This window comes from Methylobacterium sp. 1030, from assembly GCF_040544715.1.
Taxonomy (GTDB): domain Bacteria; phylum Pseudomonadota; class Alphaproteobacteria; order Rhizobiales; family Beijerinckiaceae; genus Methylobacterium.
In genome coordinates this window covers 248020-272065 of the sequence record NZ_JBEPKM010000009.1, presented here as the reverse complement: position 1 = coordinate 272065, position 24046 = coordinate 248020, and the positions used below count along the sequence as shown (strand labels likewise).

Sequence of the window (24046 nt, the reverse complement as noted above, 5' to 3'; positions counted from 1 at the left end):
CAGGACCGGTCCGGGCATCACCCGCCGGTCTCGGAAGCGGTGGCCCGGTCGACCAACCCGCGGGCGCGGGACCGCGATGCCCGGCGAGAGCGCGCGAGGAAGCCCGCGATCCAGACCCGTGGATCCGCACCTGTGGACGCGCCCCGCTCCGCGGATCGCCCGAGCCCGCCGGAGCGACCGGCGGCTCTGGATACCGGGCTTTCGCCCGCGGCGCGCCGCGCCATGTCGGCCGGTCGGCCGGCCCGACTGGAGCGTCGCGGAGGCACCTAGAGCCGTCGGCCCAGACGAGACGCCGGACTTGGCTCTAGGTCGTGATCAGGCCTTCAGGTGGGCGGCGAGATGCTTGTTCATCTCGAACATGGAGCACTTGTCCTTGCCGAAGACCTTCTTGAGCTTGTCGTCGGCAACGATCTCGCGCTTGTTCTGCGGGTTCTGAAGATTGTTCTTCTTGATGTAGTCCCAAACCTTGCTGACCACCTCGCCGCGGGGCAGCGGGCTGGTGCCGACGATGGCGCCGAGCTCGGCCGACGGCTTCAGCGGCTGCTGCAGAGCGTTGGGCTTGGTGCCGGCCGACTTGGCGGCAGCCGGCTTAGCAGCCTTCGCCGGGGCGGCCTTCTCCGCAGTCTTGGTGGTCTTGGCCGCCTTCGGCGCAGCCTTCTCGGTCTTTGTGGCCATAAACTTCCTCCGGTTCTCGGGCCGCAGGCCGGGGCATGATCGCCCCACGGCCGAGCCAGCATAGCAGCAACTAAGCGGTGCCGCCGCCGTTCCAAGGGGAAATTGCCTTTGCAGCCCCCTCATCCACAAGGCACGCACGAGAATCCCCTGTGGGATCGCCCGATCGACGCCGTGGTGAAGATTATTCGGTCCGATGCCGGGCGCGAAACCTGCTCTTAACAATCCTGCGCGCGAAGTACAGACATGTTCGCCCCGGCCCTCACGCTCGCGCTCCTGCTCGCCACCGGACTGGTCACCGGTCTCGGGTTGGTGATCCGCGCGGAGACGACGGCCTCCGGCACCGCGCCGGGGCGCGGACTGATCTGAGCGACCCGGGATTGCCGCGCGGGTCCGCCGGGTGCATCAGCCCGACCGCATGACCGACCCGATCACCCTCGCGAGCCTGGAAGGGACTGCCCACGTCGTCCAGGTGGCGCTCAGCCCCGTCTTCCTGCTGTCGGGCATCGCGACGCTCCTCAACGTCTTCGGGGCCCGCCTCGCGCGCGTGGCGGACCAGGCCGACCACGTCTCCGGATTGCTGGCGGGGGCCGGCGACGCCGAGCGCGTCCGCCTCGGTCAGCGCCTGGACCGCCTTCACCGGCGCTCCCTCGCGCTCGACGCCGCAGTGTTCCTGGCCGCGCTCGGCGGCGTGGCGACCTGCGGCTCGGTGCTGACGCTGTTCGTGGGCGCGCTGCGCGACAGCACGGTCGCGACCCTGCTGTTCGGCCTGTTCGGCGCGGCGATCCTGTGCACGCTGTGCGCCCTCGTGGCCTTCGGCTTCGAGATGCTGCTGGCGAACCGCTCGGTCCGCGACCGGATCAACCAGCGGCGGGCGAGCGCCGGCATGCCGCCCGACCGTTGAGCGCTCGGTGCGGGTCCGGACCCCGCGCCCCGCCGGCGGAACCGGTCCCGACCGGCGCGCTTAGTGAGCCGAGGGACCGCCGCGCGGGCACGACCCCGCGCGCGAACCGGGAGAGATCATGCCGACGGACCTGCCCAACGAGCGCACCCTGAGAAAGCCCGGCACGCTGGAGCTCGACCCCGCCGCCGGCGAAGGCGTCGCCATCGACGAGACGCCGCGTCTGATCGCGTCCAACAGGGTCGAGGGCACCGCCGTCTACGACCGCAGCGGCCGCCACCTCGGCGCTATCCACAATTTCATGGTGGACAAGATCTCCGGACAGGTCGCCTACGCGGTTCTGGCCTTCGGAGGCTTCCTCGGGCTCGGCGAGACCCACCACCCGCTGCCCTGGAAGGCGCTGAGCTACAGCACTGAACTCGGCGGCTACGTGGTCGATCTCGAGCCCGGCGTGCTCGCGGAGGCGCCGAGCCAGGCGGCCGGTTAGGCCTGGCTCGTCGACCCGGGCTGTCGGGCGCGGATCATCCCGCGTCGCGGCGCGCGGACGCTTCGCTGCGGAGCGGGCCCCGGGACGTGCCGGCTCAGAACTTCCCGCCGAGGCCGACGCTGCCACCCGGCGACAGCATCGGGCCCATCGAGCCGCTGCCGCCGCTGCCGCCGACGGCCGCGTTGCCGCCGTCGAGATCCTCGCGCCGGATGCGGCGCTCGCCGCTGTCGGCCGTCCGCGTGGCGCCGCCGGCGGTCTTGGGAATCGCGAGCTGCCTCGTCGGCGCCGTCTGGAGAGGCTGACCGTCGGCATCGACCGCGGCGTTGCGCGGCTCGCGGTTCGGCAGCGAACCGCGCAGCGACGGCGGCAGCCCGACCTCCGTCGCCGGCATCACGCCTCCGCCTCCGCCGAGCGCCTGACAGCCGGCCACGAGACCGGACAGGGCAGCACCGAGCGCGAGGCCGCGCGCTGCCGCGCATCGCGACGTGGTGAGGGTCGACATCGTGTAGTCCTCGACAGTGGCCACGGTGCCATCCGCGGCTCGCGTGGGTTTATGCGCGGCTGTCTACGCTGGGGATGCGGCGAAAACCAGACAGCGCCGCGGGACGCCGGGGGATGACGCCGCCCCCTCGGGCCGTGCGAGCGCCCCGCGCGGCCCGAGCCTTGCTGCGAGGCCGCCGCGGTCCATAACTTCGCCCAGGTCCTGCGGCACGACGCCATCCGCGGGCGGGATCCTGCCGGCGGCGGACCCGGAACCGGCCGAATGCGGTCGTGGACGCGCCGGCACGCCGGCGCGGCCCGGCCTTTCCTCAGAGGACGAAGCGTGTTCAGAACCAACCGGATGATCGCGGCCGTGACGCTCGCCCTCTGGGCGTCGGGGGCCGCGGCGCAGGCCCAGGTGAGCGGCAGCGAGGGTCCTGCCGGTCAGGCCGCGCCGCAGAGTCCGGCCGCGCCGCCATCCGCACCGCCGGCCCAGACGCCGGCCCAGACCCCGGCCCCGGTACCGGCCCCGACGCCACCGCCCGCGGCGACCCCGGCCGCCCCGCCCGCCAGCCCGCCGGCTGCCGCGGGCGCGCCGCCCTCCGCGGCCCAGGCCCAGCAGCAGGGGACACCCGCCACCGTCCTCGACACGCAGGATTACGAGAGCCTGCTCGGCCGCAGCGTGCGCAGCGCCGGCGGCGACGAGCTCGGGCGCGTCATCGACATCATCATCGACAAGGAGGGTCATCCCCGCGCCGCCATCATCGATTTCGGCGGCTTCCTCGGTGTGGGAACCCGCAAGATCGCCGTGGACTGGCGCGCCCTGCGCTTCACGCCGGACGGCGGGAAGGAGCGCAAGCTGTCGGTCGCGCTGACCCGCAATCAGGTCCGCGTCTCCCCGGAATACAAGGCCGGCGAGCCGATCGTGGTCCTGGGCCCCGCCAGCCCGGCCGCGCCCGCGGCCGAGGGCGAGCAGGCTGCCGCGCCGACGGCGGGCTCCGCGACGCCGCCGCAGTCGGCCCCAGCCGCGCCGGCGCCCGGCAACGCGGCCTCGGGCGCCGCGGCGCCGGCCGCCGCGACCCCGCCGACCCCCGCCGCGCCTGTGCCCGCGCCCGCGCCCGCCCCGCCCCCGGAGAAGGCACCGGATAAGTGACGGTGGCCCGGTTGAAGGTCAGAACCGCCGCCGCCCCCCGCGAGCGCGACGTGCCCCGGCAGGACATCCGCTCCCGTCCGACCCGCCTGAAGGATCAGGCGGCCGAGGCCGCGCGCGCACCGGCAGGCTCGGCGGTCCACGGCGAACGCGCGATCTCGTCGGCGAGCCGCTACGGCCTCGACGCCTTCGCGTTCTTCGTCGCGAACCTGCAGACCGGGTTCGGCCCGTTCCTGGCGGTCTACTTCTCGCAGGCCAAGTGGACCCAGTCCGACATCGGCTTCGCCCTGACGGTGGGCAGCCTCGTGGCGCTCCTCGGCCAGGTGCCGGGGGGCGCCTTCGTCGACGTCGTGCGCTCGAAGCGCTTCGCCGCCGCCGTGGCGGTCATCGGGATCGCCGGCAGCGCCTTCGCGCTGGCGGTCTGGCCGAGCTTCCTGATCGTGCTCCTGGCGATGGCGCTCCACTCGGCCGCGAGCTGCGTGCTGACGCCGGCCATCGCGGCGATCAGCATCGGCCTGGTCGGGCGCGCCCGGGCCGGCGAGCGCCTCGGCCGGAACGCGAGCTTCGCCGCCCTCGGCAACGCCCTCGGCGCGGCCGGCATGGGCGCCATCGGCTACTACCTGTCGAACGGCGCCGTCTTCTACCTCACCGCCGCCCTCGGGATCCCGACGGTGATCGCGCTGGCGCGCATCCGCGCCCAGGACATCGATCCGGGCGTGTTCAAGGAGCCGGCCCCGGCCCAGGCGGCGCCGGCCTCGACGGCGCCCGCGTCCGGCCAGGACGGAATCCGCGCGCTCCTGACCAACCGCGGCCTCCTGTGCTTCGCGGCCTGCATGGTGCTGTTCTTCCTCGCCAACGCCGCGATGCTGCCCCTCGTCGGCAGCGTCCTGACCCTGCGGGCGAGCGAGACCGCGACCGCGCTGGTGGCGGCCTGCATCATGGTCCCGCAGGCCGTCCTCGCGGTCAGCGCCCCGGCGGTCGGCCGGGCCGCCGAGCGTTTCGGCCGCTACCCGGTGCTGCTGTTCGGCTTCGGCGCCCTCCCGGTCCGCGGCCTGCTGCTCGCCTACACGACCAACCCCTACGGCCTCGTCGCCATCCAGGTGCTCGACGGGATCTCGGCCTCGGTGCTGGGCGTGATGGTGCCGCTGATCGTGTCGGACCTCACCCGCGGCACCGGCCGCTTCAACCTCGCCCTCGGTGCGGTCGGGACCGCCATGGGCATCGGCGCGGCCCTCTCGACCTCGCTCGCCGGCATCATGGCCGACCATCTCGGCAGCCACAGCGCCTTCCTGGGGCTCGCGGTCGTCGGCTTCGCGGCCTTCATGCTGGTGGCGCTGATCATGCCGGAGACGCGCCAGCCGGAGCGCGCGGCCTGACCCGGCGCGGCATCGGATTCGCTTGGGTGTTTCCAAGCCGCTCAAGCGGCGTTCAGGTTCTGCGGATAAAAGCGCGGCGAAGGTGCGAGCCGGTGAAACATATGGCAACGCTCTCGCGTTGCCGCTGCGGGTCAGACTGCGCCCGCGCTGCACTCCGCCTCAGCCCGTAAGCCAAAGCCGCGCGAATACGGAATGGTCACCGCGATGGAAGAGCTGCACCGATACGCCGACAGGCCCTTCGCCTTCGTCGGACGGTATCTCCGGCGCCGCTGGCTGCCGCACCTGGTCATCCTGATCTCGGTGCTCGGCGCCGTCGGCTTCTCGGTCTCCACCGACTACGCCCTGAAGGGCGTGGTCGACGCGCTGACGAAGGGTCCCGGCCCCGACAACACCGTGATCTGGGGCGCCCTGGCGGTCCTGATCGCCTTCATCGCCGCCGACAACATGCTCTGGCGCGTGGCCGCGCTGACCGGCGCCTTCACCTTCGTGGGCATCACGGGCGACATCCGGCGCGACCTGTTCCGGCACCTGACCGGCCACTCCCCGACCTTCTTCTCCGACCGCCAGCCGGGCACCCTGGCGTCGCGGATCACGGCGACCTCGAACGCGATCTTCACGGTCGAGAACATGTTCGTGTTCAACGTGATGCCGCCGACGGTCGCGGCCTTCGGGTCGATCGCCTACATCGCCACCGTCAACCTCACCATGGCGGGCATCCTGGCGGGCGTGTTCGCCGCCGTCGTCGTGCTGATGTTCAAGATGGCCGCGGCCGGCAAGCCGCTGCACCACGACTTCGCCGCCAAGGCCGCCTCCGTCGACGGCGAGATGGTCGACCTCGTCGGCAACATGTCGCTCGTGCGCGCCTTCTCGGCGTTCAAGCGCGAGGGCCAGCGCTTCGAGGGCACCGTCGCCACCGAGATGCGCGCCCGCCGCTCCTCGCTGCTCTACCTCGAGAAGCTGCGCATCGTGCACGCGGTGCTCACCGTGCTCGCCGTGTTCGGCCTGCTCTACTGGGCGATCCAGATGTGGGAGGCCGGCCAGGCGACGAACGGTCAGGTGGTCCTCGTCTGCACGCTCGGCATCCGCATCCTCGCCGCGACTCGCGACCTCGCGGTGGCGCTGGTCGACGCGACCCAGCACACCGCCCGCCTCTCCGAGGCGCTGCACACCCTGCTCCAGCCCCACGACCTCGTGGACCATCCGGAGGCGCAGCCGCTCAGCGGCCAGGGCGCCAAGATCGAGTTCGAGCACGTCGCGTTCAGCTATCCGGACGGGCGCCCCGTCTTCACCGACTTCGACCTCGTCATCGAGCCCGGCCAGCGCGTCGGCCTCGTGGGCAGGTCGGGCGGCGGCAAGTCGACCCTGTTCTCGCTGATCCAGCGCTTCTACGACGTGCAGAGCGGCGCGATCCGCATCAACGGGCAGAACATCGAGCGCGTCACGCAGGAATCCCTGCGCGAGGCCATCACGGTCGTGCCGCAGGACGTCTCGATGTTCCACCGCTCCCTGCGTGAGAACATCCGCTACGGCCGGCCCGAGGCGACCGACGAGGAGGTCTGGCAGGCGGCCGAGGCGGCGCACTGCACCGACTTCATCAAGGCCCTGCCGGAAGGCTTCGACACGATCGTGGGCGATCGCGGCGTGAAGCTCTCGGGCGGCCAGCGCCAGCGCATCGCCATCGCCCGGGCGATCCTGAAGAACTCGCCGATCCTGCTGCTCGACGAGGCGACCTCGGCGCTCGACGCCGAATCCGAGCAGGCGATCCGTCACGCCCTCGCCAACCTGATGAAGGGCCGGACCGTCATCGCGATCGCGCACCGTCTCTCGACGCTGCAGGATTTCGACCGGATTGTCGTGCTCGACGGCGGCCGCATCGCGCAGGACGGCTCGCCCGACAAGCTGACCCATCTCGACGGCTTCTTCCGGGAGCTGATGAAGAAGGAATCGATGGCGATGGCGCTCGCCGCCGCGTGATGATCCTTCTCGCCGAGCGGACGCACCGCAGCCGTCTTTGCGAGTGCAGCGAAGCAATCCAGTGAGGCACGCGATGCCCGAGCGTGGCGCATCCCTGGGTCGCTTCGCTGCGCTCGCGATGACGGTGCGGATCGAGTGACGGCCCGGCGGCCGGCGCTCGCCGGCTGATCATCGCGCGGGCACGGCCGCTCCGGTTCCCACGCCCGCCCGGCACTGCTAGATCACCCCGCGGCCGGACCGGACCTTGCATCGCCTGAGACGTCGCGAACCGGCCCGGTTCCGACGCAACGCGACGCCCGAGCCCGACCGTGCCCGACCTTGCCCACGTCATCCGGGAGATCTCCGAGGAGATGGCCCAGCGCCCCGACCGGGGCGCGGTCGCGGACTACATCCCGGAGCTGGCCCGGGTCGATCCCGGCCAGTTCGGCCTGGCGGTGATCGACGCCGAGGGGCAGGTCTTCACCGGCGGCGACAGCGAGACGCCGTTCTCGATCCAGAGCGTGTCGAAGGTGTTCACGCTCACCCTCGCCCTCGGCATGGTCGGCGACCGCCTCTGGAAGCGCGTCGGCCGCGAGCCCTCGGGCAACCCGTTCAATTCCATCGTGCAGCTGGAGCGGGAGCGCGGCGTGCCGCGCAATCCCTTCATCAACGCGGGCGCGATCGCGGTCACCGACGTGATCCTCTCGGGCCACGAGCCCCGCGAGGCGCTGGGCGAGATCCTGCGCTTCATGCAGTTCCTGGCCCAGGATTCCAGCATCACCATCGACGAGACGGTGGCGGCCTCGGAGAAGCGCACGGGCTTCCGCAACACCGCGCTGGCCAACTACATGAAGTCGTTCGGCGTCCTCGACAATCCGGTCGACTACACGCTCGGCGTCTACTTCCACCACTGCGCCATCGCGATGAACTGCCGCCAGCTCGCGCGGGCCGGACGGTTCCTAGCGCATAACGGCGTCAACCCGTCGACCGGCCACTCGGTGGTCTCGGCCGAGCGCGCGCGCCGCATCAACGCGATCATGCTGACCTGCGGCCACTACGACGGGTCGGGCGAGTTCGCCTATCGCGTGGGCCTGCCGGGCAAGAGCGGGGTCGGCGGCAGCATCCTGGCGATCGCGCCCGGCAAGGCGTCCATCGCCGTCTGGTCGCCCGGCCTCGACGCGGCGGGCAATTCCCATCTCGGCCGCATCGCCCTGGAGCGGCTGACGCAGCGCATGGGCTGGTCCGTCTTCGGCGCCTGACGGCTCCGCCGCGCGGCCCGCGTCGCGCCCCCTTGCGCGCTGCACGCTTCCGCGGCACTGCGCCGGCGGGGCGCCGCGGCGCCGAGACGAGGCTCACCTGCATGGCGACGCGTACGGCAGTCCAGGCTTCCGATGAGGGTCTCGATCCCGGCGCCATCCTGGCCCGTCTCGACCGGCTCCCGGCGACGCCGACGGTCTGGCGCCTCGTGATGCTGCTCGGGCTCGGCTTCTTCTTCGAACTCTACGACCTGCTGTTCACCGGCTACGTCGCGCCGGGCCTCGTCAAGGCCGGGATCCTGACGCCGACGACTCCGGGCCTGTTCGGCGCCAGCGGTGTCGCGAGCTTCGTCGCGGCCCTCTTCACCGGCCTGTTCATCGGCACCATCGCCTGCGGCTGGCTCGCCGACCGGTTCGGCCGGCGGGCGATCTTCACGTGGTCGCTGCTGTCCTACACCGCCGCCAACGTGGTGATGGCCTGCCAGAGCGACGCCTTCGGCCTCAATCTCTGGCGCCTGATCGCCGGGATCGGCCTCGGCCTGGAGATGGTGACGATCGGCAGCTACCTGTCCGAGCTGGTGCCGAAGGCGATCCGGGGCCGGGCCTTCGCCCTGTGCCAGGGCATCGGCTTCACCGCCGTGCCGGTCGTGGCGTTCCTGTCCTACCTGCTGATCCCGGCGGCGCCCCTCGGCATCGACGGGTGGCGCTGGGTGGTGCTGATCGGCGCCTCGGCGGCGATCGTGGTCTGGTGGATGCGAGCGGGCCTGCCGGAGAGCCCGCGCTGGCTCGTCGAGCACGGCCGTCTGGCGGAGGCCGAGGCGGTCCTGCGGCGGCTGGAGGCGCGGATCGCGGCCGAGCACGGCGGCGCGCTTCCCGCACCGGCCGCGCCGGAGCCGGTGCAGCCGCGCGGCGCGTTCCGCGACATGTGGGTCCAGCCCTACCGGCGCCGCGCCCTGATGATGGCGGGGTTCAACGTCTTCCAGACGGTCGGCTTCTACGGCTTCGCCAACTGGGTGCCGACCCTCCTGGTGGCCCAGGGCATCACGGTGACGTCGAGCCTCGCCTACACGGCGCTGATCGCGCTGGCCGCCCCGGTCGGGCCCCTGATCGGCCTCGCCATCGCCGACCGGTTCGAGCGCAAGCACGTCATCGTGGCCGCCGCCCTCCTCTACATCGCTTGCGGCCTGGCCTTCGCGCAGACGCGGGACGTCACCGTCATCGTGGCGCTCGGCATCGGCCTGACGCTGGCCTCGAACGTGATGTCGTACAGCTTCCACGCCTATCAGGCCGAGCTGTTCCCCACGGGCATCCGGGCCCGGGCGGTCGGCTTCGTCTATTCCTGGAGCCGCTTCTCGGCGATCTTCACCGGCTTCGTCATCGCGTTCGTGCTGCGGGAGGCCGGGACGCCGGGCGTGTTCCTGTTCATCTCGGCGGCGATGCTGGCCGCGGGCCTGCTCGTCGGGCTGCTGGGTCCCCGGACGCGGGACGTCGCGCTGGAGAAGATCGCGGGGTGAGGCCCGTGAGGAGCACAGCTCCCGGCAAGCCGAATCCGTGCTAACCTCGGGCATGGTCGCTCAGCCGAGATCCCGGATGACGGTCGACGAGTTTCTCGCCTGGGCCGAGGGGCAGCCGGGGCGATTCGAGCTGGTCGATGGCGAGGTGTTCGCGATGTCACCGGAGCGGGCCGGACATGCGTTGGTCAAGTTCGCAGCACAGACAGCCCTGAATCGCGCGATCAGAGCCTCCGGTGTCGTCTGCCACATGATGCCCGACGGCATGACGGTCCGCATCGACAGCACGACGACATTCGAACCGGATGCATTGGTCTATTGTGGGCCCCGGATGGATCTCGATGCCATCGAAGTGCCGGATCCCGTCATCGTCGTCGAGGTTCAGTCGCCGGGCACACGCGCGGTGGACTCGGGCCTGAAATTGACCCGCTACTTCGGTCTGGAGAGCGTCATCCACTATCTGATCGTGGATCCGGTGAAGCGTCTCGTCATCCATCACCGCCGCGCGCAGGGCGGCCTGATCGAGACCCGCATCGCGACCCGGGAGACGCTGGATTTGACGCCCCCCGGCCTGCGCCTGCCCGTGCCCGAGCTGTTCGCCGACCTCGCGCCCGCCGACGACGGCGCTTGATCCGATCCGAGGCGGATGCCACAGCGGCGCGAACGCGAATCAGGACGCCCGGATGACTGCACCCCTCGATCTCCTCGTGCTCGGCAACGCGATCGTCGACGTGATCGCCCGCACGGACGACGCCTTCCTGTCGGCGCAGGGCGTCACCAAGGGCGCGATGCAGCTCATCGACGAGCCGCGGGCCGAGGCGCTGTTCCAGGCGATGGGACCGGCGACGATCGTGTCGGGCGGCTCGGGCGCCAACACCGCGGTCGGCGCGGCGCTCCTCGGGGCCAAGACCGGCTTCGTCGGCAAGGTCCGGAACGACGAGCTCGGCGGCCTGTTCAGCCACGACCTCAAGGCGACCGGCGTCGACTTCGCCGTCCCGGCCGCCGCCGAGGGGCCGGCCACCGCCCGGTGCTTCGTGCTCGTGACGCCGGACGGCGAGCGCACGATGAACACGTATCTCGGCGCCTGCCAGGGCCTGTCGCCCGACGACGTCGACAAGGCGCTCGTGAGCTCGGCCCGCGTCGTCTATCTCGAGGGCTACCTGTGGGATCCGCCGGCCGCCAAGGATGCGTTCCGCAAGGCCGCTCAGCTCGCCCATCAGGCGGGCAACGCCGTCGCGCTGACCCTCTCGGACGCGTTCTGCGTGGGCCGCTACCGCGACGAGTTCCTCGGCCTCGTGCGGGACGGCAGCATCGACATCCTGTTCGCCAACATGGCCGAGCTGCAGAGCCTCTACGAGACCGACGATCCCGAGGCCGCCGTGGCGGCCCTGCGCGATGAGCGCAACGCCCGCGGCCGGCACCTGCTCGGCCTCGTCACGCGCTCGGCCGACGGCGCCCTGGTGGTTCAGGGCGGCGAGGTCCGGGCCGTCGAGGCGAGCCCGGTCCAGACTGTGGTCGACACGACCGGCGCGGGCGACCTGTTCGCGGCCGGCTTCCTGGCCGGGCACGCCCGCGGGCTCGACAACGTTGCCAGCGCCCGCCTGGGCACGCTCGCGGCCGCCGAGGTCATCCAGCATATCGGCGCCCGCCCGCAGGCGGACCTGGTCGGCCTGGCCAAGGCGCGCGGGCTCCTCTGAGCCGGCGCGCCGGGCGCGCGGCCGGAGGTCCGCGTTTGCGCCGATCCCGCGCGCTCAGGCCGCGCGGACGGTCGCGAGGAAGCGCGTCACCTCGTCCCTGAGGTGGCCGGACCGGTTCGACAGCTCCGAGGCTGCCGTGAGAACCTGATCGGCCGCCGCTCCGGTCCCCTTCGCCGCGTCGGCGACGCCCGTGATGGTGCTGGTGACGTCCGCTGCCCCCTGGGCGGCCTGGGAGACGTTGCGGACGATCTCCTGCGTCGCGGCGCCCTGCTGCTCCACGGCGCTGGCGATCCGCGTCGCCACCGCGCTGAGTTCCTGAACCCGACCGCCGATGCGTCCGATCGCCGTGACGGCGTCGCCGGTGGAAGACTGGATCCGGGCGACGTGGCCGCCGATCTCGTCGGTTGCCCGCGCGGTCTGACCGGCCAGTTCCTTGACCTCCGCGGCCACGACGGCGAAGCCGCGGCCCGCCGCGCCGGCCCGCGCCGCCTCGATCGTGGCGTTCAGCGCGAGGAGATTCGTCTGCTCGGCGATGGTCGAGATCAGGGTCACGACATGACCGATCTGGATCGCCGCCCCGTTCAGATCCTGAACCAAGTGAGCGGTCGCTGCGGCGTCCGCGACCGCCGACTGTGTCAGTTCCGTCGAACCCGCGACCTGGCGGCCGATCTCCTGGACGGAGGCGCCGAGTTCCTCGGCCGCCGCCGCCGCGACGCTGACGGTGCTGGCGGCGCGTTCGGCCGCGCTCGCCACCCGGATGGAGCGATCGGCGGTGTCGGCGGCCGCCTCGTTCATGGCCGAGGCCGTGTCCTGCAGCGCGGCGACGGCGGTCGAGACCGTGCCGATGATGCCGCCGACCGTGCCCTCGAAGGCGTCGGCGATCCGGTGCATGCCGCTCCGCCGCTCCGCCTCGGCCGTGGCGCGGGCCTGTGCGGCGTCGTGTTCGAGCGTGCGCGCCCGGATCAGGCCGTCCTTGAAGACCTGGACGGACGCCGCCATGACGCCGATCTCGTCCCCGCGCTCGGAACCGCCGACGGCCGCGTCGAGGTCGTCGGCCGCGAGCCGGCCCATGGTTCCGGCCAGGGACCGGATCGGGCGGGCGACCCGGTGCCAGACCCACCAGACCGCCGCGCCGGTCAGGAGCAACCCGATGACCGCGAGCGCGACGGTGACGGACCACGCCGTCCGGAACGCGTCCTCGGAGCGCTGGACCGAGACGTTCGTGCCCTCGGCGGTGACCTGGGCGAGATCCGCCAGGGCATCGAAGGCGGCCACGAGCGGCGGGCGGGCGGGCGCGATGGCGTCGCGGGCCGCGTTCCGGTCGCCGCGCCTGAGCGGCGCGAGGATCGCCTCCTGGGCGACGCGATAGACCTTCCACCGCCCCTCGAACGCGTCCCAGAGCGCGCGCTCCCGGGGCGTCGTCGCGCGCGCGCGGTAGCTCTGGAAGGCCTCGGGGATGGACCGATCCATCTCGACGAACTCGGCATCGAGGTCCCGGTTCTCACCGTCGTCGACGGCGACCACCTTGCGGATCGTCGTCGTGTGGTACCGCAGCATCAGGAATCGAATCGTATGGAGATCGTTGTCCTTGCGCACCCAGACGTCGCGGGTCTCCACGGCGGCGGCGTTGATGGCCTGTATCTGCATCAAGCCGACGGCCGAGCTTGCCAGGAAAAGCAGAAATCCGACGATCGAGGGCAGTATCAGCTTCGATACGATACTTCTTCGCAGTCTCATCTCGGGCACCACAGAGAACGACAACGTCGCGTCGGGATGCATGAAGATGAAAGACAGATTTTTCCGCAACCTCTACTGCGGCAGCGATCTGCGCCGCAGATCGGCGCGGAACGCATAGCGCGTCGCCCGCCGACGCCGCGCTGCGGGTCGCGCGCCGATCCGGGCTGAGGCGGGCGGCCGCGCCCCGGGTCAGGGCCGCAGCAGCACCTTGCCCACCGCCGCGCGGCGGGTCAGGAGGCCGAAGGCCTCCGGGTACTCCGCCAGCGGGTAGACGCCGTGGACCTGCGCGGTGAGCCTGCCCGCGGCGACCCAGTCGAGGAGCCGGCGCTGATCGGCCCGGTGCGCCTCCGGCTCTCGGTCCAGGAAGGCGCCCCAGTGGACGCCCTGCACGTCGAGTTCCTTGAGGAGCATCAGGTTCAGCGGCAGCCGCGGGATGGCGCCGGCGGCGAAGCCGATCACGAGGAAGCGCCCGCGCCAGCCGAGCGCCCGCAGGGCCGGCTCCGCGTAGGCGTCGCCGACCGCGTCGTAGACCACGTCGATCCCGCCGCCCGAGATCCGGCGCAGCTCGTCCTTGAGCGTCGCCGGGTCGTAGACCACGCCCGCCTCGGCGCCGTGGGCGCGGGCGACCGATAGCTTCTCCTCCGAGGAGGCGCAGGCGATCACCCGGGCGCCCATCAGCCGGCCGAGCTCGACGGCGGCGAGGCCGACGCCCCCGGAGGCGCCGAGGACCGCCAGCCACTCGCCGGGCCGCAGGCGCGCGCGGTTCGCCAGGGCGTGCAGCGAGGTGCCGTAGGTGATGGTCAGCCCGGCCGCCTGCTCGTCCGGCACGGCGTCCGGCACCGGCGTGAGCCGGGCGGCGTCGAGGGCGATCAGCTCCGCGCAGCAGCCGTGCCCGGCATGGACGATCACCCGCTCGCCCACGGACACGCCCGCGGCGCCCTCGCCCAGCGCCTCGACCACGCCGACCCCCTCGCCGCCCGGCGAGAACGGCAGGGTCGGCTTCACCTGGTAGCGCCCGGCGGTGATCAGCGTGTCGAAGAAGTTCAGGGCCGCCAGCCGCATCCGCACCAGCGCCTGCCCGGGGCCCGGCACCGGGTCGGGCCGCTCGACGATCTCCAGATGCTCCGGCCCGTCGAGCCTCGTGCACAGCAGCGCCCGCATGGCGTCCCTCCTCCCCGGCGTTTCCCGGCCGATCAGGCCCGAACCGACGGTGCGGTCAAGCCGTTCCGATCATCTCGCGGATGCGGGCGCCCAGCACCTCCACCACGAACGGCTTGGTGATGACCTGCATCCCGGCCTCGAGGGGCCCGTTGCCGAAGACCGCGCTCTCGGCGTAGCCGGTGACGAACAGGACCTTGAGGCCCGGCCGCGTGAGCCGCCCGGCCTCGGCCATCTGGCGCCCGTTCATGCCCCCCGGCAATCCGATGTCGGACACCAGCAGGTCGATGCGCACGTCGGATTGCAGCACTTTGAGGCCGGCCGCGCTGTCGGCGGCCTCGATCGCCGTGTAGCCGAGATCCTCCAGCACCTCGGTGACCAGCATGCGGACGGTCGGCTCGTCGTCGACCACCAGCACGGTCTCGCCCGGCGCGGCCCGCGGCGGCGCGCCGACGGCGGCGTGCGCGTCCTCCTCGGCGACCGCGCCGCGGTGGCGGGGCAGGTACAGGCAGACCGTCGTGCCCCTGCCGACCTCCGAGTGGATCCGCACCTGGCCGCCGGATTGCTGCGCGAAGCCGTAGATCATCGACAGGCCGAGGCCGGTGCCCTGCCCCAGGGGCTTCGTGGTGAAGAACGGCTCGAACACCTTGCCGACGATCTCCGGCGCCATACCGCTGCCGGTGTCGGTGACGCACAGCGACAGGTACTGGCCCGGCGGCATGTCGTGGCGCCGGGCGGCGCGCTCGTCGAGCCAGGCATTGGCGGTCTCGATCGTGATGCGCCCCCCCTCGGGCATCGCGTCCCGGGCGTTGATGCACAGGTTGAGGAGCGCGTTCTCGAGCTGCGGCGGGTCGACCAGGGCCGGCCAGAGGCCGGGCGGCGCCACGACCTCGACCATTACGGCGGGGCCCACGGTGCGGCGGATCAGCTCCTCCATGCCGGCCACCAGCCGGTTCACGTCGGTGGGCTTCGGGTCGAGGGTCTGGCGCCGCGAGAAGGCGAGGAGCCGGTGGGTCAGCGCCGCGGCCCGCTTCGAGGCCCCCTGCGCCGCGTTGATGTAGCGGTCCACATCCATGACGCGGCCCTGACCGAGGCGGGTCTGGATCAGCTCCAGCGAGCCGGAGATGCCGGCGAGCAGGTTGTTGAAGTCGTGGGCGATGCCGCCGGTCAGCTGGCCGACGGCCTCCATCTTCTGCGACTGCCGCAGGGCCTCCTCGGCGGCGGCCAGGGCGTCGGCGCGCTCGCGCTCCGCGGTGAAATCGCGGCCGACGGCGTTGATGATCCCCTCCCCCGGCCGGGCCGCCCAGCTGATCCAGCGATAGCCGCCGTCCCGGTGGCGGTAGCGGTTGTCGAAGCGCGCGAGGCTCGACCCCGCGGAGAGCTGGCCCGCGCCCGCGACGGTGCGGTCGAGATCGTCCGGATGGACGAGGGCGATGAGCTTCGTTCCGATCAGTTCGTCCGGGCGCCAGCCCAGCACCTCGGTCCAGGCCGGGTTCACCGCGGTGATCGTCCCGTCGAACAGGCAGCGCAGCATCATGTCGGACGAGAGCGTCCACAGGGCGTTGCGGTCGGCCGTGCGCTCCTCGACCTGCTGCGCCAAGGTGGCGTTCAGATCGCGCAGCTCCGCCAGCGCCGCCTCGAGCCGCCCCTGGCTCTCCTTGAGGGCGGCGTCCGCCCGGACCCGGCCGGTGGTCTCGTTGGTGAGGATGAACAGGCCGGTGACCCGGCCGTCGGCATCGAGAACCCGCGAGTACGAGAAGGTCCACCACGTCTCGCGGGCGCCCCGATCGGTGTCGAGCTGCCACGGCAGGTCGACGAAGCGCTCCGGACGGCCCGCCATCGCGGCGTCGATGATCGGCCTGGCCTGATCCCAGGCATCCGCCCAGACCACGTCGAACCGCTCGCCCATCGCCCAGGGCAACCGCGGGCCGAGGAGCGGGAAGTAGGTGTCGTTGAAGAAGAAGTGGAGGTCGGGCCCCCAGGCCAGGATCATCGATTCCGGGGAGTTGAGGACGAGCGACAGGGCCGCGCGGAACTCCGCCGGCCACGTCTCCGGAAGCCCCAGGGGATGACCCGACCAGTCGCGCGCGCGGATCATCCGCGCGGCCTCGCCGCCGCCGGAGAGGAAGGCGAGGGAGTCGGTCACGGGCTCTGAGCGGTGCAGGTCATGGGCGTGCGGCGTATGACGGTCTTCGGCGGCCTGTCCAGGATGCCCGGTCGCGGTTCAGCGACGTCGGTTCAGAGCGCCACCGGCTCGGCCTCGATCCGACCCGACCCGTCAATGCGCCTCCTGCCAGTTGCCCGCCGCGTTGGCCTCGACCACGAGCGGCACCTTCAGCGTCAGGGCCGGCGCCGGCGCCTCTTCCATGACGCCGCGGATGATCGGGATCGTCCGCTCCACCTCGTCCTCGGCGACCTCGAAGACCAGCTCGTCGTGCACCTGCAGCAGCATGCGGGCGTTCAGCTTCTTGGCGGCGAGCGCCGCCTCCATCCGCGTCATGGCCCGGCGGATGATGTCGGCGGCCGAGCCCTGGATCGGCGCGTTGATCGCCTGCCGCTCGACGCTGGCCCGCTCGGAGGGGTTGTTGGAGCGGATCTGCGGGTAGTGGCACACCCGGCCGAACAGGGTGGTGACGTAGCCCTTGTCGCGGCAGCTCTTCTTGGTGGTCTCGATGTAGTCCCGGATGCCCGGGAACTGCTCGAAATACTGCTTGATGAACGCCGAGGCCTCCTCGCGGCCGATGCCGAGCCGGTCGGCGAGGCCGAAGGCCGAGATGCCGTAGATGATGCCGAAGTTGATGGTCTTCGCCCGGCGCCGCAGGTCGGGGGTCATCTCCTTGAGCGGCACGCCGAACATCGCCGAGGCGGTCGCCGCGTGGATGTCGATGCCGTCCTCGAACGCCTTCCGGAGTTCCGGGATGTCGGCCATGTGGGCGAGCAGCCGCAGCTCGATCTGCGAGTAGTCGGCCGAGATCAGCCGGTTGCCGGGCGCCGCCACGAAGGCGCGGCGGATGCGCCGCCCCTCCTCGGTGCGGATCGGGATGTTCTGCAGGTTCGGCTCGGAGGAGGACAGCCGCCCCGTGGTGGTCGCCGCCAGCGAGAACGAGGTGTGGACCCGCGCCGTCTCGCGGTCGGCATGGGCCTGGAGCGCGTCCGTGTAGGTGGATTTCAGCTTCGAGAGCTGCCGCCACTCCAGGATCTTCTTGGGCAGCTCGTGGCCCGCCTGGGCCAGCTCCTCCAACAGGGTCGCGGGCGTGGCCCACTGGCCCGACGGCGTCTTCTTGGCCCCCGGCAGACCCATCTTCCCGAACAGGATGTCGCCGATCTGCTTCGGCGAGCCGACCGAGAATTTCTCCCCGGCATCCTCCTGGATCTCCTCCTCCAGGCGGACGAGGATCTGCGAGAAATCTCCGGACAGGCGGCTCAGCATCTCCCGGTCGACGCGGATGCCGCGCTGCTCCATCCGGGCGATCACCGGCAGCAGGGGCCGCTCCAGGGTCTCGTAGACGGCTACACGGTGCTCGGCCACGAGGCGCGGCTTCATCATCCGCCACAAGCGCAGGGTCACGTCGGCGTCCTCGGCCGCGTAGGCGGTGGCCTTGTCGATGGCGACGCGGTCGAACGTGACCTTGTTGCGGCCGGTGCCGGCCACGTCCGAGAAGGTGATCGGCTGGTGGCCGAGATGCCGGCGGGCCAGCTCGTCCATGCCGTGGCCGCCCTTGCCGGCGTCGAGCACGTACGAGATCAGCATCGTGTCGTCGAACGGCGCGACCTCGATGCCGTAGCGGGCGAGCACCACCCAGTCGTATTTGAGGTTCTGGCCGACCTTCAGGACGCCGGGGTGCTCGAGGAGCGGCTTCAGCCGGGCGACGGCCTCCTTCAGGGGGATCTGGCCCGGCACCGGCTCGACCACGTCGGAGGGCGCGGCGCCCTCACCGAACAGGTCGGTGGCGTCCGCCTGCACCTTGGCGGCCTGGACGTGGGCCAGCGGGATGTAGCAGGCCCGGCCGGTGGCGACCGCCAGCGAGACGCCGACGAGGCCGGCCCTGTGGGCATCGAGCGAGTCGGTCTCGGTATCGACCGCGATCACGCCGGCCTCCTCGGCCTCGGCGATCCAGGCGTCGAGCTGCTCCAGGGACGAGACCGTCTCGTAGGCGGCGGTGTCGAACGGCGCCACGGATTCCGCGGCCCGGGCCGCCACCACGTTGCCGGGTGTCGCCTCGACGGGCGCCCGGGGCTTGGCGGGCGCGTCCGGCAGGTCGAGATCGGCGAAGGGATCGATCTCGCCGCCCTCCGGCGGGGCGGCGCCCGGCGGTCGCTCGGCCCCGGCGGCCGCGGTCTCGGGATCCGGCGGCACGGAATCGCCGAAGAACGGCACCGCGTCGCTGCCGCCGGCCGCGTTGCCGTAGCCGTGCGGCCGGGCGCCCGGCAGGAGGCGCGGATCGGGCTTCACCGCCTCGGGATCGACGTGCAGCATCTGGGCGATGCGGCGCGTCAGCGTGTTGAACTCCATCGCCTTCAGGAAGCCGACCAGCTTCTCGGGATTGGGCTGAGGCACGCCGAGGTCGTCCAGCGGCACCGGGACCGGTACGTCCTCCATCAGCGCCACGAGCCTGCGCGACAGCTTGGCCTGATCGATGTTGGCGAGCAGCGTCTCCCGCCGCTTGGGCTGCTTGATCTCGCCCGCCCGCTCCAGCAGGGCCTCGAGGCTGCCGAACTCCTTGATCAGCGCCGCGGCCGTCTTCAGGCCGATGCCGGGCACGCCTGGCACGTTGTCGGAGGTGTCGCCGATGAGCGCCAGCGCGTCGCCGATCTGGTTCGGCTGCAGGCCCTCCCACTTGGCGACGATCGCCTCGACGTCGAGGTTGCGCTCGGGCCGGTAGCCGGGCTTGCCCTTGGCACCCGACTCGAAATCGTAGAACCGCACCTGCGGCCCGACGAGCTGCATCAGGTCCTTGTCGGACGAGACGATGATGACGCCCGCGCCCCGCGCCTCGGCCTGGCGGGTGTAGGTGGCGATGAGATCGTCGGCCTCGTAGCGCTCCAGCTCCACCGCGTGCAGGCCGAAGGCGCGCACCGCGTCGCGCATCAGCGGCATCTGGCGCTTCAGGTCGTCGGGCGCGTCCGGGCGGTGGCCCTTGTAGTCGGGGAACATCTCCTTGCGGAACGAGCCCTCCGACTTGTCGAAGACGATCCCGAGATGGCTCGGCATGGTGCCGGCGGCGCCGTCCTGCAGGAACTGCGCGATCTTGGTGCAGAACAGCCGCACGGCGCCGGTGGGCAGCCCGTCGGAGGGGCGCGAATTGTACTTCTGGTCCTGGTTGATCGACTGGAAATAGGCCCGGAAGATGAAGGACGAGCCGTCGACCAGGATCACCTGATCGCCGGGTCCGACGGGCTTGGTCTCGGGGCTCGAGTCGGGCTTCGAGTCGGTCATGGGCTCAGGCGGCTCGGGGCGATCAGGAGTCGGGCGCGCGGGCGATTTCGGCGCGGCAGGCCGCGACGAGAACGGGCAACTCGTGGTGGACGGTGAGCCAGACGATGTCCAGCGTCACCCGATGATAGCTGTGGCGATAAAAGTTCCCCGCATCCGCGATCTGACGCCACGGCACGTCGGGATATCGGGCTCTCGTCTCGGCGCTCAATCGGCGGCTCGCCTCCGAGATGATCTCCAGGCAGCGCACGACCGCGAAGTGGGTGCGTTCGTCTGCCTCGAACGTCTCGAGCGTGAATCCCCCTACGAAGCGGGCAACGCGCTCCGCGTTGGCGATCATGTCGGCGCAGGCGGCCCGCTCGCGTTCAGAAGGCGGAAATGGCATCGCGCTCCGCGTGCGTGCGAACCCGATCCTTCAGGGCCGCCCGATCCGTCACGTCGACCCGGATCGGAAAGAGATCATCGATGAAGTGGCACAGGCCGACATAGCCGAAGAGACCGCCCACGACGGACACATCGATCTCGATCATCACGTCGAGGTCGCTGTCGGCCCGCGCCTCCCCCCGGGCGACCGAACCGAACAAGGCCGCGTGCAGCACGCCGCGGCGGCGCAGTTCCGCCTCGTTGGCGCGCAGGATGTCGAGGGCGGCGAGCTTGTCCATGGCGGCGGGACCGGAGGGAATCGGCGGCCGTCAGCATAGCAGAAGCGCGGCAGAGGAGGATCAGGCCGCCAGCTCGCGCCCGAGCGCCTCCACCCGGCGCAGGTCGTCCACGAAGGCCGCGTAGGCCTCCGCCTTCGCCTCGTCCGGCAGCCGGAGCAGGTAGGATGGGTGGACCGTGATGAAGCCCTGGAATCGGTTGTCGTGCCGGTCGAAGCGGAACGGGCCGCGCGCCCGGGTGATCGGGATCGCCTTGCCGGTCAGCGCCAGCACGGCGGTCGCGCCGAGCGCCACGACGAGCTTCGGACCGACGAATTCGAGCTCCCGGTCGAGCCACCACCGGTAGTGGCTGACCTCGCCGGCTGTCGGCTTCTGGTGGATGCGGCGCTTGCCGCGCTCCTCGAACTTGAAGTGCTTGACCGCGTTCGTCAGGTAGCTCGCGCCCCGGTCGATCCCGGCCTCCGCCATGGCGCGGGAGAGCAGCTGGCCGGCGGGCCCGACGAAGGGCCGGCCCTGCCGGTCCTCTTGGTCGCCGGGCTGCTCGCCCACGAAGGCCACCGTCGCCCCGACCGACCCCTCGCCGAGCACGGCCTGGGTGGCCCCCGGCACCAGCGGCTCGGTCCGGCGGATGATCGCGTTCAGCTCGTCGAGGCTCTTGGGATCCTGGTCGGCCATGGCGGCGACGGCCCGGGCGGGTTCGCGGCGTGTGGGCAAGGTCGGCTCCCTCTCGATCATGGCTTCGGTGCGCCCGGCCGCCGCCCGGACCAGGGCCGGGATCGCGGCCGTCTCGGGCATGTTGTGCCAGTACTTCTTGGGCATCTCCGCCCGCATCGCCTTCAGGTTGGTGCGGGCCGGGTTGAACGTGCTCTCGTAATAGGTCTGCCAGCCGGCCTCGAAGCCGTCGCCCTCCGGAAGTTGGGCGCGGTCGCCGGGCGGCCCGAAAGTCAGGGTCTCGGTGTCCCAATGGGCCGAGCCCTCGGGCGTCAGGATCGACCAGCGCATCCCGCGGAAGCGATCGACGAAGAACGGCGCCGCCGCCTCGAGGATGTGGTGGTCCGGCTCGAACCACGCGACGTAGCGCTCGCCGTCCGGTCCCTCCGCCCGACGGAAGCGCAGGAAGGCGTGCATCTTGTGGAGGTCGCGCCCGATCGCCTTCGCCATCCGGTGCAGGCGGTGGACCAGCGGGTCGCTGCCGACCTCCATCAGGTGCCGCTCGCCGCGGCAGACGCGCCAGATCAGCGCGTAGAGCAGGCCGTAGCGCTCCGGATCGCGGTGGGGAATGACCTGCGGGATCAGGCCGGCGACGGCCTTCGGCAGGACGAGCGGCGTGCCGGTCGCCGGCTCGGCGTCGCTGCCGAACAGGCCGGGCGCGTCCGTCACCGACCACGTCACGGCCTCGGGCGGGACGCCCTGCGCGACGAGGCTCCGGGCGGCGTTGCGGAAACCGTCGAGATCGGCGCCGGGGCGCAGCGCGACGGAGCGCGGCGACCGCGCATCCCCCCTCTCCACGGAGGCAGACGGAAACGGCGCGGGCCCCGCCCCCATCAGAACAGGCTCAGCTGCGCCGCGGGCTCGACCAGCCGCGCCCGCAGGTCGAGCCGGTCGGTCAACCCGACCGGCCGATGGTCGGCGGCGACGAGGAACGGCCGCGCCCGCTTCAGCCCGGAGGTCAGCCGGGCGACGTCATCGAGGCGCAGGGTCGCGTGGCGGCGCGCCCTGACGATCTTGTCGACCGCCCGAGCCCCGAGCCCCGGAACCCGCAGCAGCCATTCCCGGTCGGCGCGGTTCACGTCCACAGGGAACTTGTCCCGGTGCTTCAGCGCCCAGGCGAGCTTCGGGTCGATGTCGAGGGCCAGCATCCCACCCTCGGAGGCGTCGGCCACCTCGTCGGGGGTGAATTCGTAGTACCGGAGCAGCCAGTCGGCCTGGTACAGGCGGTGCTCGCGCTGGAGCGGCGGCGGCTTCGGCGGCAGGATCGCTGAGCCGTCCGGGATCGGGCTGTAGGCAGAGTAGTAGACCCGCTTCAGGCCGACGCTGCCGTAGAGGAGCGCGCTCTTGCGGATCAGGGCCTCGTCGGTGGTGGTGTCCGCCCCGACGATCACCTGCGTCGAGTGGCCGGCCGGCGAGAAGCGGCGCTTCTCGGCCTTGGCCTGCACGATGCGCTCGCCGATCTGCGCCATCGCCCCCTGGATCGCGGCGCCGTCCTTCTCGGGCGCGAGCCGCTCCAGGCTCGCCTCAGTCGGCAGCTCGACGTTGATCGAGAGCCGGTCGGCGTAGAGGCCGGCCTCCTCGATCAGCCAGGGGCTCGCCTCCGGGATCGACTTGAGGTGGATGTAGCCAGCGAAGCCGTGGTCGCGCCGCAGCGACTTCGCCACGCGGGTCAGGAGTTCCATCGTGTGATCCGGCGACTTGATGATGCCGGAGGAGAGGAACAGGCCCTCGATGTAGTTGCGCCGGTAGAAGTTCAGGGTGAGGTTCACGACCTCCTCCACGGTGAACTTCGCCCGCCGCACGTTCGAGGAGCGCCGGTTCACGCAGTAGGCGCAGTCGAACAGGCACCAGTTGGTCAGCAGGATCTTGAGGAGCGAGACGCACCGTCCGTCCGGCGTGTAGGCGTGGCAGATCCCGGCGCCGGTGGTCGACCCGAGCCCGTCCTTGCCGGCCGCCCGCTTCGGCGCGGCCGAGGAGGCGCAGGAGGCGTCGTACTTGGCCGCGTCCGCGAGGATGCGCAGCTTCTTGGCCAGGGTCTCGTCCATCGAACAGACAATGAACAACGCGGCGGAAGGTGCAAGGCCGGCGCGGCCCTCGCCCCGGGCCGCGATGCCGCACCCGTCACGCAGGCTCGTCGGGTTCTTCGGTCTCCCGGTCGACCACCCGGCGGGCGAGGCCGTAGGCGAAGCCGGCCCGGGCCAGGGCGGCGAGGTCCCGGTCGCGGTGCGCCGCCCGCTGGTCCGGGCGGCGATACGGGCCGAGGCGTCGCCGCTTGGCGTAGGCCTGCGCGGCCTGCTCCTCGACCGCGTCCGCCTCCCCGACCGGCAGGGCGTCGCGCTCCGCCAGCATGGCGGCCTCGACGACGTCGCGCGGGACCCCCTTGGCGGCGAGCTTGGCCGAGACGCCGCGGCTCGACGTGCCGCGGCGGCGCAGGGTGGCGAGGCGGGTATCGGCGAAGCGCGCGTCGTCCACGAGGCCGGCCGACACCGCCCGCGCCACGGTCGCCGTCACGAGGTCGGCGAAGCGTTCGGGATCCTCGCCCCGGGCCCGCGCCCGCTTCTGCACGCGGCGCGCGAGCGTCCGGCGCAGCATCTCGGTCGAGGCGCTGTAGCGCTCCAGATAGTGGAGCGCCGCACGCTCCAGCCAGGCCGGGCTCACGGGGCCGGGCGGCTTGATCTCGCGGTCGCGACCTTCTGGCGCGGATCCTGCAACGAATGGAGATTTCACCGGTTCTTCACGATCTCGACAGGTTTGCGTTCCATGACTCAGGTATGGAACGCGCGCAACGCGACAGGCTCGGCCATGGCCCGAACCACCGTTCTTCGCCCGGCACTCCGCAGGGCCGATGGCGCCTGCGGCTGCAC

20 protein-coding genes and 1 pseudogene are annotated in these 24046 nt (G+C 71.8%); 10 read left to right on the top strand and 11 right to left on the bottom strand.

The genetic code is table 11. The annotated features are described in order from the left end of the window. Positions 1-315: 315 nt before the first annotated feature. Positions 316-675, bottom strand: a complete 360-nt coding sequence (locus ABIC30_RS15430; protein WP_012320460.1) for an SWIB/MDM2 domain-containing protein — start codon at positions 673-675, stop codon at positions 316-318. Between the two features lie 243 nt (positions 676-918). Between ABIC30_RS15430 and ABIC30_RS15425 the strand changes: the two genes are divergently transcribed. From ABIC30_RS15425 to ABIC30_RS15415, 3 genes and pseudogenes are all read left to right on the top strand, one after another. After that, the gene (locus ABIC30_RS15425; protein WP_020092516.1) at positions 919-1041 is read left to right on the top strand and encodes a hypothetical protein; all 123 of its coding nucleotides are present in this window, start codon (positions 919-921) and stop codon (positions 1039-1041) included. Positions 1042-1090: 49 nt separating this feature from the next. Next, on the top strand, positions 1091-1576 hold the full coding sequence (locus ABIC30_RS15420) for a DUF2721 domain-containing protein (protein WP_042669689.1): 486 nt from the start codon (positions 1091-1093) through the stop codon (positions 1574-1576). 118 nt (positions 1577-1694) lie between these two features. Next, positions 1695-2057, top strand: a pseudogene (locus ABIC30_RS15415) (PRC-barrel domain-containing protein); the annotation flags it as partial. Between the two features lie 97 nt (positions 2058-2154). Here ABIC30_RS15415 and ABIC30_RS15410 read toward each other — a convergent pair. Next, complete coding sequence (locus ABIC30_RS15410) at positions 2155-2562, bottom strand: hypothetical protein (RefSeq protein WP_026604823.1); 408 nt, start codon at positions 2560-2562, stop codon at positions 2155-2157. A gap of 339 nt (positions 2563-2901) precedes the next feature. Between ABIC30_RS15410 and ABIC30_RS15405 the strand changes: the two genes are divergently transcribed. The 7 genes from ABIC30_RS15405 to ABIC30_RS15375 all read left to right on the top strand — a co-directional run bounded on the left by ABIC30_RS15405 (position 2902) and on the right by ABIC30_RS15375 (position 11483). Then, positions 2902-3693, top strand: coding sequence for a PRC-barrel domain-containing protein (locus ABIC30_RS15405; RefSeq protein WP_042669686.1), 792 nt, complete (start codon positions 2902-2904; stop codon positions 3691-3693). Beyond that, a complete protein-coding gene (locus ABIC30_RS15400) occupies positions 3690-5066 on the top strand; it encodes an MFS transporter (protein WP_042669687.1) in 1377 nt (458 codons plus the stop codon). The genes ABIC30_RS15405 and ABIC30_RS15400 overlap by 4 nt, the downstream gene beginning before the upstream one ends. 204 nt (positions 5067-5270) lie before the next feature. Beyond that, positions 5271-7040: an ABC transporter ATP-binding protein gene (locus ABIC30_RS15395; protein ID WP_026604824.1), complete on the top strand. Its 1770-nt coding sequence runs from the start codon at positions 5271-5273 to the stop codon at positions 7038-7040. 308 nt (positions 7041-7348) lie between these two features. Further along, positions 7349-8278, top strand: a complete 930-nt coding sequence (locus ABIC30_RS15390; protein ID WP_020092523.1) for a glutaminase — start codon at positions 7349-7351, stop codon at positions 8276-8278. A 101-nt stretch (positions 8279-8379) separates the two neighbouring features. Further along, the gene (locus ABIC30_RS15385) at positions 8380-9789 is read left to right on the top strand and encodes an MFS transporter (protein WP_020092524.1); all 1410 of its coding nucleotides are present in this window, start codon (positions 8380-8382) and stop codon (positions 9787-9789) included. A gap of 76 nt (positions 9790-9865) precedes the next feature. After that, complete coding sequence (locus ABIC30_RS15380) at positions 9866-10417, top strand: Uma2 family endonuclease (RefSeq protein ID WP_020092525.1); 552 nt, start codon at positions 9866-9868, stop codon at positions 10415-10417. Between the two features lie 52 nt (positions 10418-10469). After that, positions 10470-11483: an adenosine kinase gene (locus ABIC30_RS15375; RefSeq protein WP_020092526.1), complete on the top strand. Its 1014-nt coding sequence runs from the start codon at positions 10470-10472 to the stop codon at positions 11481-11483. Between the two features lie 54 nt (positions 11484-11537). Here ABIC30_RS15375 and ABIC30_RS15370 read toward each other — a convergent pair whose 3' ends face one another. The 9 genes from ABIC30_RS15370 to ABIC30_RS15330 form a co-directional block, all read right to left on the bottom strand. Continuing rightward, complete coding sequence (locus ABIC30_RS15370) at positions 11538-13220, bottom strand: methyl-accepting chemotaxis protein (protein WP_042669700.1); 1683 nt, start codon at positions 13218-13220, stop codon at positions 11538-11540. 189 nt (positions 13221-13409) lie between these two features. Beyond that, entirely contained in the window at positions 13410-14381 is a 972-nt protein-coding gene (locus ABIC30_RS15365) for an NADPH:quinone oxidoreductase family protein (protein WP_020092528.1), read from the bottom strand. 55 nt (positions 14382-14436) lie between these two features. Further along, positions 14437-16524 (bottom strand): ATP-binding protein, encoded by a 2088-nt coding sequence (locus tag ABIC30_RS15360; RefSeq protein ID WP_354455657.1) that lies wholly within the window; start codon positions 16522-16524, stop codon positions 14437-14439. A gap of 132 nt (positions 16525-16656) precedes the next feature. Beyond that, on the bottom strand, positions 16657-19815 hold the full coding sequence (polA, locus tag ABIC30_RS15355) for a DNA polymerase I (protein ID WP_354455655.1): 3159 nt from the start codon (positions 19813-19815) through the stop codon (positions 16657-16659). Positions 19816-19837: 22 nt separating this feature from the next. Next, positions 19838-20197 carry a HepT-like ribonuclease domain-containing protein gene (locus ABIC30_RS15350; protein WP_354455653.1) on the bottom strand — a complete coding sequence of 120 codons (360 nt, stop codon included), beginning with the start codon at positions 20195-20197 and terminating at the stop codon, positions 19838-19840. Then, the gene (locus ABIC30_RS15345; protein WP_354455651.1) at positions 20178-20474 is read right to left on the bottom strand and encodes a nucleotidyltransferase family protein; all 297 of its coding nucleotides are present in this window, start codon (positions 20472-20474) and stop codon (positions 20178-20180) included. Before ABIC30_RS15345 ends, ABIC30_RS15350 begins: the two co-directional genes overlap by 20 nt. 60 nt (positions 20475-20534) lie before the next feature. Continuing rightward, positions 20535-22016, bottom strand: coding sequence for a UdgX family uracil-DNA binding protein (locus ABIC30_RS15340; RefSeq protein ID WP_354455649.1), 1482 nt, complete (start codon positions 22014-22016; stop codon positions 20535-20537). Then, positions 22016-23227 (bottom strand): putative DNA modification/repair radical SAM protein, encoded by a 1212-nt coding sequence (locus ABIC30_RS15335; protein WP_091976872.1) that lies wholly within the window; start codon positions 23225-23227, stop codon positions 22016-22018. The genes ABIC30_RS15340 and ABIC30_RS15335 overlap by 1 nt, the downstream gene beginning before the upstream one ends. 76 nt (positions 23228-23303) lie before the next feature. After that, positions 23304-23840 (bottom strand): regulatory protein RecX, encoded by a 537-nt coding sequence (locus ABIC30_RS15330; protein ID WP_089231578.1) that lies wholly within the window; start codon positions 23838-23840, stop codon positions 23304-23306. Between the last annotated feature and the right edge of the window lie 206 nt (positions 23841-24046).

What these genes read in the sequence shown, in the direction of transcription:
- ABIC30_RS15395 (WP_026604824.1), top strand. Translation starts at nt 5,271, where the DNA reads ATGGAAGAGCTGCACCGATACGCCGACAGGCCCTTCGCCTTCGTCGGA.
- ABIC30_RS15425 (WP_020092516.1), top strand. Translation starts at nt 919, where the DNA reads ATGTTCGCCCCGGCCCTCACGCTCGCGCTCCTGCTCGCCACCGGACTG.
- ABIC30_RS15345 (WP_354455651.1), bottom strand. Translation starts at nt 20,474, where the DNA reads ATGGACAAGCTCGCCGCCCTCGACATCCTGCGCGCCAACGAGGCGGAA.
- ABIC30_RS15375 (WP_020092526.1), top strand. Translation starts at nt 10,470, where the DNA reads ATGACTGCACCCCTCGATCTCCTCGTGCTCGGCAACGCGATCGTCGAC.
- ABIC30_RS15340 (WP_354455649.1), bottom strand. Translation starts at nt 22,016, where the DNA reads ATGGGGGCGGGGCCCGCGCCGTTTCCGTCTGCCTCCGTGGAGAGGGGG.
- polA (WP_354455655.1), bottom strand. Translation starts at nt 19,815, where the DNA reads ATGACCGACTCGAAGCCCGACTCGAGCCCCGAGACCAAGCCCGTCGGA.
- ABIC30_RS15385 (WP_020092524.1), top strand. Translation starts at nt 8,380, where the DNA reads ATGGCGACGCGTACGGCAGTCCAGGCTTCCGATGAGGGTCTCGATCCC.
- ABIC30_RS15365 (WP_020092528.1), bottom strand. Translation starts at nt 14,381, where the DNA reads ATGCGGGCGCTGCTGTGCACGAGGCTCGACGGGCCGGAGCATCTGGAG.
- ABIC30_RS15335 (WP_091976872.1), bottom strand. Translation starts at nt 23,227, where the DNA reads ATGGACGAGACCCTGGCCAAGAAGCTGCGCATCCTCGCGGACGCGGCC.
- ABIC30_RS15430 (WP_012320460.1), bottom strand. Translation starts at nt 675, where the DNA reads ATGGCCACAAAGACCGAGAAGGCTGCGCCGAAGGCGGCCAAGACCACC.
- ABIC30_RS15350 (WP_354455653.1), bottom strand. Translation starts at nt 20,197, where the DNA reads ATGCCATTTCCGCCTTCTGAACGCGAGCGGGCCGCCTGCGCCGACATG.
- ABIC30_RS15380 (WP_020092525.1), top strand. Translation starts at nt 9,866, where the DNA reads ATGACGGTCGACGAGTTTCTCGCCTGGGCCGAGGGGCAGCCGGGGCGA.
- ABIC30_RS15370 (WP_042669700.1), bottom strand. Translation starts at nt 13,220, where the DNA reads ATGAGACTGCGAAGAAGTATCGTATCGAAGCTGATACTGCCCTCGATC.
- ABIC30_RS15410 (WP_026604823.1), bottom strand. Translation starts at nt 2,562, where the DNA reads ATGTCGACCCTCACCACGTCGCGATGCGCGGCAGCGCGCGGCCTCGCG.
- ABIC30_RS15420 (WP_042669689.1), top strand. Translation starts at nt 1,091, where the DNA reads ATGACCGACCCGATCACCCTCGCGAGCCTGGAAGGGACTGCCCACGTC.
- ABIC30_RS15405 (WP_042669686.1), top strand. Translation starts at nt 2,902, where the DNA reads ATGATCGCGGCCGTGACGCTCGCCCTCTGGGCGTCGGGGGCCGCGGCG.